Annotated in this window: 9 protein-coding genes; 2 read left to right on the top strand and 7 right to left on the bottom strand. The window is 66.1% G+C overall.

The genetic code is table 11. The features are described 5' to 3' along the window. Positions 1-56: 56 nt before the first annotated feature. From MSP7336_RS14240 to MSP7336_RS14220, 5 genes are read right to left on the bottom strand one after another with little or no spacing between them, the layout of a single operon-like run. Positions 57-1502, bottom strand: coding sequence for a vWA domain-containing protein (locus MSP7336_RS14240; protein ID WP_113963970.1), 1446 nt, complete (start codon positions 1500-1502; stop codon positions 57-59). Beyond that, on the bottom strand, positions 1499-2374 hold the full coding sequence (locus MSP7336_RS14235; RefSeq protein ID WP_113964920.1) for an AAA family ATPase: 876 nt from the start codon (positions 2372-2374) through the stop codon (positions 1499-1501). The genes MSP7336_RS14240 and MSP7336_RS14235 overlap by 4 nt, the downstream gene beginning before the upstream one ends. A gap of 19 nt (positions 2375-2393) precedes the next feature. Further along, positions 2394-3641: a glutamate-5-semialdehyde dehydrogenase gene (locus MSP7336_RS14230; protein ID WP_069394585.1), complete on the bottom strand. Its 1248-nt coding sequence runs from the start codon at positions 3639-3641 to the stop codon at positions 2394-2396. Between the two features lie 46 nt (positions 3642-3687). Continuing rightward, positions 3688-5085 carry a mechanosensitive ion channel domain-containing protein gene (locus MSP7336_RS14225; RefSeq protein ID WP_113963969.1) on the bottom strand — a complete coding sequence of 466 codons (1398 nt, stop codon included), beginning with the start codon at positions 5083-5085 and terminating at the stop codon, positions 3688-3690. Further along, the gene (locus tag MSP7336_RS14220; RefSeq protein ID WP_244917551.1) at positions 5078-7129 is read right to left on the bottom strand and encodes an adenylate/guanylate cyclase domain-containing protein; all 2052 of its coding nucleotides are present in this window, start codon (positions 7127-7129) and stop codon (positions 5078-5080) included. Before MSP7336_RS14220 ends, MSP7336_RS14225 begins: the two co-directional genes overlap by 8 nt. A 186-nt stretch (positions 7130-7315) precedes the next feature. Here MSP7336_RS14220 and MSP7336_RS14215 point away from each other — a divergent pair, with 186 nt between their 5' ends. After that, positions 7316-8179 carry a ribokinase gene (locus tag MSP7336_RS14215; protein ID WP_181786745.1) on the top strand — a complete coding sequence of 288 codons (864 nt, stop codon included), beginning with the start codon at positions 7316-7318 and terminating at the stop codon, positions 8177-8179. Then, positions 8179-9066 carry an enoyl-CoA hydratase/isomerase family protein gene (locus MSP7336_RS14210; protein ID WP_113963967.1) on the top strand — a complete coding sequence of 296 codons (888 nt, stop codon included), beginning with the start codon at positions 8179-8181 and terminating at the stop codon, positions 9064-9066. The genes MSP7336_RS14215 and MSP7336_RS14210 overlap by 1 nt, the downstream gene beginning before the upstream one ends. Before the next feature lie 108 nt (positions 9067-9174). Here the strand turns inward: MSP7336_RS14210 and MSP7336_RS14205 are convergent, their stop codons facing one another. After that, positions 9175-11217: an NAD(+) synthase gene (locus tag MSP7336_RS14205; RefSeq protein ID WP_069394583.1), complete on the bottom strand. Its 2043-nt coding sequence runs from the start codon at positions 11215-11217 to the stop codon at positions 9175-9177. 40 nt (positions 11218-11257) lie between these two features. Further along, the gene (locus MSP7336_RS14200; RefSeq protein ID WP_113963966.1) at positions 11258-12451 is read right to left on the bottom strand and encodes a PPE family protein; all 1194 of its coding nucleotides are present in this window, start codon (positions 12449-12451) and stop codon (positions 11258-11260) included. Positions 12452-12469 lie beyond the last annotated feature (18 nt).

Below are 12469 nucleotides of genomic sequence, written 5' to 3'. Positions count from 1 at the left end.
ATTTGCCAGCTTACTGGAGCACCCCCTACCAGCCGCGAGCGTGATGTGAGGACGGCTCAGACCGGCAGGAGTCGGTCGATCACCGCCGCCAGCTGCTTGGCCGACCGACATTCATGCATGGTGATCACGTCTTGGTAGCGCGGCACCGCCGAATCGCCGCTGCCCCACAAGTGCTTGGGTTCGGGGTTGAGCCAGTGCGCGTGCCGGCTCGCGGTCACCATGTGGGCCAGCACATCGGTGGCCGGGTCGCGGTAGTTGGTGCGTCCATCGCCCAGGACCAGCAGCGAGCTGCGTGGCGACAACACGTTCGGGTGAGCCTGCACGAACGAGATGAACGCATTGCCGTAGTCCGAATGCCCGTCGCGGGTGTACACGCCGGCCTCGCGGGTGATCCGCTGGATCGCCATGGCCAAATCCGCGTCAGGCCCGAACAGGTGCGTCACCTCGTCGGTGGTGTCGATAAAGGCAAAGACGCGCACCCTGGAGAATTGTTGGCGCAGCGCATGAACCAGCAAGAGCGTGAAGTGGCTGAACCCGGCGACCGATCCGGACACGTCGCACAAAACGACCAATTCGGGGCGGGCCGGACGAGGCTTGCGCAGCACCACGTCGATCGGCACCCCACCGGTGGACATCGACTTGCGCAGCGTCTTGCGAAGATCGATCGCACCCGCGCGGGCCCGTCGACGGCGGGCGGCCAGCCGGGTGGCCAGTGTTCGGGCCAACGGCGCCACGACGCGGCGCATCTGGCGCAGCTGATCACCCGAGGCGCGCAGAAATTCGACATTCTCGGAAAGCTGCGGGATGCCGTACATCTGGACATGGTCGCGGCCCAGCTGCTCGGCGGTGCGCCGTTTGGTCTCGGCGTCGACCATCTTGCGCAGTTGGGTGATCCGCTGTGCGGCAAGGGCTTTTGCGATTTCTTCTTGGGTGGGTGTTGGCTCGTCGCCGTACGGTGCGAGCAACCCGCCCAGCAGCTTGCCTTCCAGCTCGTCGAGCGCCATCGCCTTGAGCGCCTGGTAAGACGAATACGACGGCCCACGGCTGGAGTTGTATTTGCCGTAGGCCTCGACGATCTGGGCGATCATCGCCACCAGCCGCTCATCCATCTCGGCCAGTTCGGTGTTTTGGCTCAGCAAGTCGACGAGCATCTGGCGCATCGCCTCGATGTCCTCGGCGGGCAACTGCACGCTGGGATCGTCCGCGGACACCTCCTCATCGAGCGCCGCGCGCGCACCCAGCGCCGCCGGCCACCACAGGTCGAACATGGCGTCGTAGGTGTCGCGGTGATCGGGCCTGCGCAACACCGCGCAGGCGAGGCCCTCGCGCAAGACCTCCCGGTCGTCCAGGCCCAACACCGTCATCACCCGGCCGGCATCGACCGTCTCCGACGGCCCGACCGCAATGCCTTGTCCGCGAAGAGCTTCCACGAACCCGACCAAGTGGCCGGGTATCCCGTGCGGTGCCAGCGGCTGGCTGGGGCGGACGCGGCGGGCCATCAGTTCAACCGGAGCTCCGCGCCGGCGCGTTGCTGGTCGGATTGGTGCTTGAGCACCACACCCAGCGTGGCGGCGATCGTCGCGTCGTCGATGGTGTCGAGCCCCAACGCCAAAAGCGTGCGCCCCCAGTCGATGGTTTCGGCCACCGAGGGCAGCTTCTTCAGCTGCATGCCGCGCAGCACCCTAATGATGCGGACCAGCTCGTCGGCGAGATGCGCGGGCAACTCCGGCACCCGCGACAGCAAGATCCGGCGCTCCAGCTCCGGGCTGGGGAAGTCGATGTGCAAAAACAGGCAGCGACGCTTCAGCGCCTCGGACAGCTCCCGGGTGGCGTTGGAGGTCAGCACCACGAACGGCGCCCGCTCGGCAACGATGGTGCCCAGCTCGGGCACCGTCACCGCGAAGTCGCTCAAGACCTCCAGCAGCAGCCCCTCGATCTCGATGTCGGCCTTGTCGGTTTCGTCGATCAGCAGCACGGTCGGTTCGGTGCGGCGGATCGCGGTCAGCAGCGGGCGGGTCAGCAGAAATTCTTCGCTGAACACGTCGGTCTTGGTGGCCTCCCAGTCACCGGACCCGGCCTGGATGCGCAGAATCTGCTTGGCGTGGTTCCACTCATACAGCGCGCGAGCCTCGTCGACGCCCTCGTAGCACTGCAGCCGCACCAATCCCGACCCGGTGGCCTCGGCCACGGCGCGGGCCAGTTCGGTCTTGCCGACCCCGGCCGGACCTTCCACCAGCAAGGGCTTGCCGAGCCGGTCCGCGAGGAACACCGCGGTCGCGGTGGCGGTGTCGGGCAGATAGCCGGTTTCGGCCAGCTTCTGGCTGACATCCTCGATGTCGGCGAACAGCGGTATCGGGCGGGCGGGCACGCTCACCATGGGAGTCTCCTCATCGTCAGGCGGGACGGGTGTGGCCGTCTCCCCAGACGATCCACTTGGTCGAGGTCAGTTCCGGCAACCCCATCGGGCCGCGGGCATGCAGCTTCTGGGTGGAGATGCCGATTTCGGCACCGAAGCCGAACTGTTCACCGTCGGTGAAGGCGGTCGACGCGTTCACCATCACCGCGGCCGAGTCGACTCGTTCGGTAAAGCGTTGGGCCGCAGCCATATTGCGCGTGACGATGGCCTCGGTGTGGCCGGTGCCATATTCGTTGATGTGGGCGATGGCGGCGTCGACGCCGTCGACCACCGCCACCGCGATGTCCATCGACAAGAACTCGCGGCGCAGCTCGTCATCGGAAGCGTCCAGGTGCACGGTGACCCCGGCGTCTTGCAGGGCCCCCACCAGTCGCGGCAGCGCACGGCCGGCGATGGCCGTATCGACCAGCAGCGTCTCGGCGGCGTTGCACACGCTGGGCCGCCGCGTCTTGGAGTTGAGCAGCACCTGTTCGGCGACATCCAGGTCGGCGGCGCCGTCGACATAGACGTGACAGTTGCCGACACCGGTTTCGATCGTCGGCACCTGCGCGTCGCGGACCACGGCGTCGATCAGGCCCGCTCCGCCGCGCGGGATCACCACGTCGACCAGACCGCGGGCCTGGATGAGGTGGGTCACCGTCGAGCGGTCCGTGCTGTCGAGCAGTTGCACCGCGTCGGCCGGCAGGTCTTCATTGTCGAGCGTGGCGCGCAACACCGAAACCAGCGCTTGGTTGGATCGGGCCGCCGACGAGCTGCCGCGCAGCAGCGCGGCGTTGCCCGACTTGAGCGCCAAGCCGAAAGCGTCGACGGTGACGTTGGGTCGGCCCTCGTAGACCATGCCGACCACGCCGAGCGGAACCCGCTGCTGGCGCAGCATCAGCCCGTTGGGCAGCGTGTAACCGCGCAGCACCTCGCCGACCGGATCGGGCAGGCCGGCGACCTGGCGCAGGCCGGCGGCGATACCGTCGATGCGCTGGGCATTCAAGGCCAACCGGTCCAGCATCGCCTCGGGGGTGTCGGCGGCCCGCGCGGTCGCCAAGTCCTCGGCGTTGGCCGCCAGGATCGCGTCGGCCTGGGCCACAATCGCGTCGGCGGCGACCGTCAGGGCATGATCTTTGACCGCCGTCGGCAAAGTGGCCAGAACGCGGGCCGCGACGCGGGCCCGACGTGCGGCGTCGTGCACCTCTTGGCGCAAATCTGGATGCGATGGTGCATGGACACTCATCAATCCAGGGTATCGGGCCGCGCCGGGCGGTGTGACCTGGGCTGGGTCAGCTCAGCTGTTGCTGGGCGGTGAGCTGGCGCACCTTACCGCGGCGCTGGTCGATGATGCGGCCGAAGTCCTGCAGCAGCACCGGCTTACGCATCACCAAGTCTTCGATGTGCTCGCGGTCGACCTCGAGCGCGGTGACCTCGCCCAGTGCATAAACGTCGGCGAGGTTGGGTTGCCGGGTCAGCGTGGTGAGTCCGAGAAACGAGCCCTCGTTCAGGGTGCCGACCGCAATCATCGATCCGTCCTCGGTCATCGCCGTCATCCGCACCCTGCCGGCGACCAGGAACGTCATCCCGGAGGGAATTTGGCCGGCGTGCTCGACGATTTCGTCGGCGCCGTACCGGACGATCCTGGCGTGCGCGATCAGGGACCGCTGGTCGGTGTGGCTGAGCCGCAATGCCGGCGCCACCACCGTGCGCAGCGCCTTTTCGACGCGCTCGGGGCTGGAGAAGTCGTCGTCGGCGCCGTCGAGGTGCAAGCGTTCGCGCCGCGCGGCGTACCAGATCCAGCGCAAGAACGTCGCCCGAGCGGGGCCGTCATGGGCCGGGGAGGCGAGCGGGATGGTGGTGCGGTACTCACCGGCGCCCAGCGCCACCGACGCGGGCTGGGAGTCGGGCTTGACTTGTGGGAGCCCGGCGGCGATCCGGGAAAGCAGGGCGCACACCCGGTCGGGCGGATCGGCGGCGGAGAACGTGGTCGATATCCCCAGCTCGTGCGCGCCGTTCGGTCGGCTCAAATTCGTGAACGAGGTCGTTGCCAGCACCGAGTTGGGGGTGATCTGCAGTCCCTTGCCGGTCTCGATGTGAACGGCTCGCCAGTTCACTTCCACGACGCGGCCCCGCGCCGTGGGCGTCTCCAGCCAGTCCCCGATCCGGAACGGTTGCTCGAACAACATGAACAGACCCGAGACGATCTGCCCGACGGAGTTCTGCAGCATCAAGCCGATGACGACCGATGTCACGCCCAGTGCGGTGAACAGGCCGCCGATGCGGGCGCCCCAGATGTAGGAGAAGATCAGTGCCAGCCCCAGGCCGATCAGCAAGAACCGTGCGACGTCGAGGAAGATAGCCGGCACGCGTTTGCGCCAGGAGTCGACCGGAGCGGCCTGGAACAAGGTGGCGTCGAGTCCCGACAGCAGCAACATCAGCACCACGAAGCCGAACACGGTCGCCAAGACCCGCACCGAGGTGTAGTGCGCAGGAACTTCCGCGGCCTTGACCAGCAGCATCAACAGCGCACCCAGTGGCAGTAGGTAGTTGCGCAACAAGTTGACCGGTCGGGCGAGATAGCTTTGCCTGCGGACCAGCGCGTGATGCCATTCGGTGAGAACGATCAAGCCGACAGGCAGTCCGACCGCGACACCAACCGCCCAGTAAAACCACGGTGAGTCAAACATTTTGCCGGTCCGCGAGTCGCCAGATGGGTTCCTCTACTCCCCCGACCGAAATGCTGCCGGCCAGCGTGAACTGGGCCACGTCGGCCATCACGTCGTGGACGTGCGACGTGACGTAGATTCCGGGCTGCGGTGAGCCGCTGTGCATTTGGTAGGCCAGGTTGACTGCGGCGCCCCACATGTCGTACACGACGGTCGATCGACCGACCAGCCCACTGACGACCTTGCCGGTGTTGATACCTGCCCGCAAAGCCAACTCGTTACCGGTCTGAGAGTTGAACCGTTCGATGATCCGCTGCATTTCCAGCGCGAATTCGACGGACCGGTGCACGTTGTCCAGCCGCGGGATATTGACCCCGCAGCTCGCCAGGTAGCCGTTGTGCAGTGTCCGGATTCGTTCCACCCCAAGCGTTTCCGCAGCCGAGTCGAATTGGCGGACCAGATCGTCGACAATTCGCACCAGCTCGTCACCAGATAGCTGGTTGGACATCTCATCGAGTCCGATGATGTCGGCGAAGATGACAGTGACGTCCTGATGCTCCTGCGCAATCGTCTGTTCGCCCTCGCGGTACCGCTGCATCACCGGCTCGGGCATCAGCGACAACAACAGCCGGTCGTTTTCTCTGCGCTGCTCTTGAAGCAGCTCTTCTTTGATCTCCAGACTGCGACTCATTTCATTGAAGGCTGCTGTCAGATCCCCGATTTCGTCGCGCGACGTCACCGGGATCTTGACGCTGTAGTCTCCGGCACTGATCCGCTCGGCACCCGCTTCCAATCGGCGGATTGGCCTGACGAAGATCTGCGCAAGCAAAATGGACGCCACACAGATCACGAAAATGATTGCGGTGCTGGTCAGTACAAGCTTTTTGGTGAATGCCTCGACCTTCGCGAATGCCTCGGAGTTATCCCGCGTGGCAAGGATCGACCAATGCAGATCCGAGTTCGGGATGTCCAGCGGCGCGTACGCCTCCAGTTCTTTGTTTCCCAAATAGTCGACGCCGGCGACGACGCCGGACTGTCCGCGTTGCGCGTCACGCAGACCGGCGCTGGCGACGGGCTGCACCAGAATCGTACTGCCCAGTTGGATCGCCTTGTCGACAACGTCGGGCGGGGTACCCCCGGCTATCGCTTCGCGCCGGTATCCGGCCTGGTTTTCCAGGAACATCCGGGAGTCGGAACGCATCAGGCTGTCCGAGCCGGCCAGGTAGATGTCGGTGGTTCTGCCCATCCCGGCCGCCTCCCAACCCCTGTTGGCGGTCATGATTCGGTTGATTTTCGAGGTCGGCAATGGCAGCGCCAACACACCCTGGGTTTGGCCGGCGGTATCGATGACCGGCGACACCAGCCATGCAGTCGGGGCGTTGACTTCTGGTTGGTAGGGCTGAAAGTCAGTGATCCAGACGAAATCTTTCGCGTTGGCGCCCAGCGCCTTCTGGTATGCGCTGCGCAGAATGGATTCCCGGTACGGCCCGGTGAGGATGTTGGTGCCCAGGTCGGGACCCTTGTTCACCGTGTAGACGACGTCGCCGCGGGTGTCCAGCAGCAGCGCATCGCGATATTCGAACCGCGTGACGATCTCGCGGAAGTAGTCGTCGAAGCGCGCGTTGACCGCCGACCACGCGCTGGGGTCACCGGCAGCGCTTTTCGCCGTGTAGTTGGCTTGCAGATACTTCTGCGCGTTCGAGGTCGGCAGCAGCGCCTGGAGGTCGAGCTTCTCGCCGGTCATCTGTTCGGTCGGCTTGACGAGTTTGGTGGTGTAGTACTGGGCGATGGCCTGTTGTTGGGTTGGGCTGATGGTGGCATTGGCCAGTTGATCGAAGCCCGCACTGAACCCCGTCACCGCGTCCATGACGTCGGACCCGTGGGTGTACACGATGAGTGAATTCGTCAGATCCTTGAAAAGGAACTCCACCGCCCGCTTTTGCGACTCACGCAACTCGATCAGCCGCTCGGACACCGCCTCGCGCAACGAACCGCGCCCGGAACCTAATTCGATGAACGTGACGACCGCCACCGACACGATGCCCGACAGCAGCAGCATCACCATCAATTTGGACTGAATGCTGATCCGCGACAACGGCCGCGGCCGTAGCCGAGCTTTCCGCGCCGGTGAGCTTTCGGTCAATCGGCTTCCTTTCGCAGTGCCGCAAAAACGGCACGGATCACGCAGCAGACTAACGCGATGGCGGCCCCGTCGTTGTGTAACCGCACGCGACTCCATAACCTCGGCAAAATGACGGCGCGAGTCTGCGTGGTGGGCAGCGTGAATATGGATACGGTTTTCGACGTCGCCGCCTTACCACGCCCGGGGGAAACGGTGCTGGCATCCTCGGCGCGGTCGACACCCGGCGGCAAAGGTGCCAATCAGGCAGTCGCGGCAGCCCGCGCGGGTGCACAGGTGCAGTTCGTCGGCGCGGTGGGTGAGGACGCGTCCGGCGAACGACTGCGCGCACACCTCTGTGAAAACAAGGTGGGCATCGACGGGCTCGTCACATTGCCCCATCCCAGCGGGGCAGCGGTGGTGATGGTGGATTCGGCCGGGGAGAACGCGATCGTCGTTGCACCCGGCGCCAACGGCCATTTGACGCTGGACTCGGACCGTGCGCGTGCCGTCATCGCCGACTGCGATGTGCTGTTGCTGCAGTTGGAGATTCCGGTGCCGACGGCGACGGCGGCGGCCCGCGCAGCGCGAACGGCCGGCGCGGTCGTGATGCTCAACGCCTCGCCGCCGGCTGACGAGCTCGGTGAGCTTGCCAAGCTCACCGATGTGTTGATTGTCAACGAAGCCGAAGCGCAGCACTGGCATTGGCCGGTGCCGCACCGGGTGATCACCCGCGGGGCCGCCGGGGCGACGTACGCAAGCGCACACGCGCAGTTCGCGGTTCCCGCACCCGCAGTGGAGGTGATCGACACCGCCGGCGCCGGCGACGTCTTCGCCGGGGTGCTGGCCGCCGAGTGGACGACGGACCGCGGGCCGGCGTTGCGGCGAGCATGCGCCGCCGGTGCGCTGGCGACACTGATACCCGGCGCCGGTGATTGTGCTCCACCGCGCGAGGCCATCGACGACGTCATCGCCAACATCGAAGGAGAGCCATGATGCCCGACAACAGTCCACGCCCGCCCGAAGGCGATTGGCTGGGGACGAAGTTCCTGAGGTTCACCCGTGAGGGGCCGCTGGCGATCGTCACGCTGGACCGGCCCGAAGCGCGTAACGCCATGACGCCGGCCATGTACTTCGGCATTCGCTACGCCGTGAGCCGGGTCAACGCCGACTCCGATTTGGCCGGACTGATCATCACCGGAACCGGCGACGTGTTCGCGCCCGGCGGCGATCTAGGTGGCGGCGATCGCCAGCGCGGCGAAGCCGGGCGCAGCGGGTCGCCGCCAGAGGGCACCGATCGCCGCGGCGGTCCTAATGACGACAATTGGATGCCCTGGGGCTCGGCGCTGTCGATGGACGTGACGCCGTTCGACACCCTGCGCAAGTCGGCCAAGCCGGTGGTATCCGCGGTCAACGGCCTATGTCAGGGCGGCGGGTTGCAGATCGCAATGTGTAGCGACATCGCGGTGGTCAGCGAGCGAGCGACCTTCCGGGTACCCGAGTTGTACCGCGGCATCGCCGACACCTACTACAGCCAGATGCTGGCCCGTGTCATCGGGCCGGTCCGCACCCGCGACCTGATGTTCACCGGGCGTACCTTGACCGCCGAGGAGGCCGTCGCGTGGGGAATGGTCGCGCGGCTGGTGCCGCATGAGCAGCTGATGGACTCCGCGCGCGAAGTGCTGGCCCAGGCGTGCCGCACCGCGCCCGCCGCCCGGCGGGTCGTCAAGGCCAGCCTGGACAACTATCTCGGCCTCTACGACCGCATCGGCATGGAGGCCAGCATCGAAGGACCTGAGGCAATCGAGGGCTTCCTCGCGTTCCGCGAGCGCCGGTCCCCCAACTGGGTGCATCCCGATCTGCGGGTCGACGGCCGACTCTGATCGAGTGTGAACTGAGGGATTCGAGCGTGAATCCAGGGCGCGATTTCCGCGAAAATCCCGCTCTACGTTCACATTCGATGCCGAATTTTCACACTCGAAGTAAACGCACTAATTCTCCGGGATCTCCCGCTCGATCTCCTCGAGCCAGGCCGTAGCCGACATGTCCGACGGTGCACGCCAATCTCCGCGCGGCGAGAGCGAACCGCCGTGCGACACCTTGGGCCCATTGGGCATCGCTGAGCGCTTGAATTGGCTGAACGAGTAGAACCGCTGCACGAACACCTGCAGCCAGTGCCGAATCTCCTTGAGCGAGTATGACGGCCGTTTGTCCTGCGGGAATCCGGGCGGCCAGATCCCGCGCTCCGGATCGTTCCACGCGTGCCACGCCAGAAACGCGATCTTCGACGGCCGGAATCCGAACCGCAGGATGTGGAACAGTGAAAAGTCTTGCAGCGCAAAGGGCCCGACCTTCGCTTCGCTGCTTTGCAGCTGTTCCTCTTCACCGCTGGGGATCAGCTCCGGGGTGATCTCGGTGTCCAGCACCGACTGCAGCACGTCGGTGACATCGGAGTCGAATTGCCCAGACGAAATGACCCAGCGGATCAGGTGCTGGATCAGTGTCTTGGGCACTCCGGCGTTGACGTTGTAATGCGACATCTGGTCGCCCACCCCGTAGGTGGACCACCCCAGCCCGAGCTCTGATAGATCACCGGTTCCCAGCACGATGCCACCGCGTTGGTTGGCCAGGCGGAACAGGTAATCGGTGCGCAGGCCGGCCTGCACGTTCTCAAACGTGACGTCGTAAACCTTCTCGCCGCGAGAAAACGGGTGATCGATCTCCTTGAGCATCAGCTGTGCGGTTTCGGTGATGTCGATTTCGGAGAAGGTGACGCCGAGGGCGCGGCAGAGCTCGATCGCGTTGCGTTTGGTGCGTTCTCCGGTGGCGAACCCAGGCAGTGTGAACGCCAGGATGTCGCTGCGCGGCCGCTCCTCGCGATCCAACGCACGTGCGGCCACGATCAGCGCGTGGGTGGAATCCAGCCCACCGGAAACCCCGATGACGAGCTTCGGGTAGTTCAGTGCCCGCATGCGCTGCTCGAGACCGGCGACTTGGATGTTGTAGGCCTCGTAGCAGTCCTGTTCCAGGCGCTCGGGATCGGCCGGCACGAACGGGAATCGCTCGATCTCACGCCGCAGCCCGATGTCACCGGCCGGTGGATCCAGCCGGAATTCGATGCGCCGGAACGACTCCGTCAGTTCCCGATGGTGGCGCCGGTTGTCGTCGAAAGTGCCCATCCGCAGACGCTCGGAGCGAAGCAGTTCGATGTCGACATCGGCGACGCTGCACCGCTCGCCCTTGCCGAACCGCTCCGAAGAGGCCAACAGCACGCCGTTTTCCCAGATCATGGTCTGGCCGTCCCATGCCAGGTCGGTCGTCGACTCCCCTTCACCGGCGGCGGCGTAGACGTAAGCGGCCAGACAACGCGACGACGCCGACCGGGCCAGCAGACAGCGGTCGTCGGCGCGGCCAATCGTTATGGGGCTCCCGGACAGGTTTGCCAGCACCGTCGCACCTGCCAGCGCCGCCTGGGCGCTCGGTGGCACCGGCACGAACATGTCTTCGCAGATTTCCACGTGCAGCACGAAGCCGGGCACATCGGACGCGGCGAACAGCAGGTCCGCGCCGAACGGGGCCCGGATGTCCCGGATGCTGATCGTTCCGCGCTCGTCGTCGCCCGCCGCGAGCTGGCGCTGCTCGTAGAACTCCCGATAGGTAGGCAGATACGACTTGGGCGCCACGCCCAACACCGCACCGCGATGGATGACGACGGCGGTGTTGTAGATGCGGTGCCCGTGACGCAGCGGCGCGCCGACCACCAGCACCGGTAACAATTCCGCCGAAGCCTTGACGAGCTCGAACAGGGCCTCCTCGACGGCGCCGAGCAGCACATCTTGCAGCAGGATGTCCTCGATGGAGTAGCCGGACAGCGTCAGTTCCGGGAAAACGGCCAGCGCGACGCCGTCCTCGTGACACTCACGGGCGAGCCGGAGCACCGAGGCTGCGTTGGCGGCCGGCTCAGCGATCACCGTGCGATGCGTGCATGCGGCAACCCGGACAAATCCCTGGCTGTAGGCGTTATAAAAGTCCATCACTCGCCATTGTCCCTGGCCGTCGGCGGTTAGCGCAGCACTACCCGCCGACGGCGGGACGAGGCATCCGGAAACGGCGGTCCCGCATCCGGAAGACCGCATTGCCGCCGCGACTGCCTGCGCCGTTGGTGATCGGCCCAATGGCCGGCACGGCGCTCGGCGCATTGGCCGGCGGATGTGCCGCCCAAGCAGGCAGAACCCGGAAACCCGAGCCCGCCGAACTCACCGGCTCCGCGGCAGGGCCGGCCGACGGCGCCGCCGCGGTCCAGGTCTGCGGAACCGACAGCCTGCCCACCTGCTCGGCATTGTGCGCACTCGCAAACACGGCGGCGCGACCGCCTCCGGTGACCGCTTCCGCGGGCACGGCGGTGGGAGCCGCCTTGGCGGCGGCTTTGGCCGCCTGCAGTTCGGCCAAGCGCAGCCCTGTCCCGAAGTTGCCCCACTGTGCCACGGAGAAGGACGTCTGCCAGACCGGATTGAGCGGTCCGGTAAGGGCATTGATGGCGCTGAATGCGCTGACGATCGGTGACGAGGCTCCCGGTGATCCCGGTGCGCCGGATCCGGCGGAAGAGCCGGCCGTGGCAAGGGATTGCAGCTGGTGCGGCACTGCCGACATCAGCCCCGACAGAGAGCCCTGAACCTGTCCGGTGGTCGAGCTGCCGGCGGCTTGCGCCATCGCGGCGGCCTGACCGGATTCAGCGGCGGGAGTGGTGGTCTGCGGCGGCTCACTGAACGGCGTCAGCGTGGCCGCCGTCGACGCCGATGCCGCGTAGCCGTACATCGCCGCGGCGTCCTGTGCCCACATCTCGGCGTAGGCAGCCTCGGTCGCGGCGATGGCCGGCGTGTTCTGCCCGAAGAAATTCGTCGCGACCAGCATCGCCAACTGAATGCGGTTTTCCGCCACCACCGCGGGCGGCACCGTCGCAGCGAATGCGGCCTCGTAGGCGCCTGCCGCCGCCCGGGCCTGGTTGGCTGTCTGCTGGGCCTGCACGGCCGCTGTCGCTGCCCATGTCACGTACGGTGCGGCCGCCGCGGCCATCGCGATCGATGCCGGCCCCAGCCAACTTTCGCCATGCAGCCCCGAGACCACCTCGGAGTAACCGGCCGCGAACAGTTCCAATTGTCCGGCCAGTGCGTCCCAGGCCGAGGCCGCCGCCATCATCGGACCCGAGCCCGGGCCGGCATACATTCGCGCCGAGTTGATCTCGGGCGGCAACGCCCCGAAATCAAACATCAGCGTTCCTTTCGCAAG

It is taken from the genome of Mycobacterium shimoidei, assembly GCF_900417275.1.
In the GTDB taxonomy this organism is placed as follows: Bacteria; Actinomycetota; Actinomycetes; order Mycobacteriales; family Mycobacteriaceae; genus Mycobacterium; species Mycobacterium shimoidei.
The sequence above is the reverse complement of the archived record's forward strand: the minus strand, read 5'-3'. Positions and strand labels throughout refer to the sequence as shown.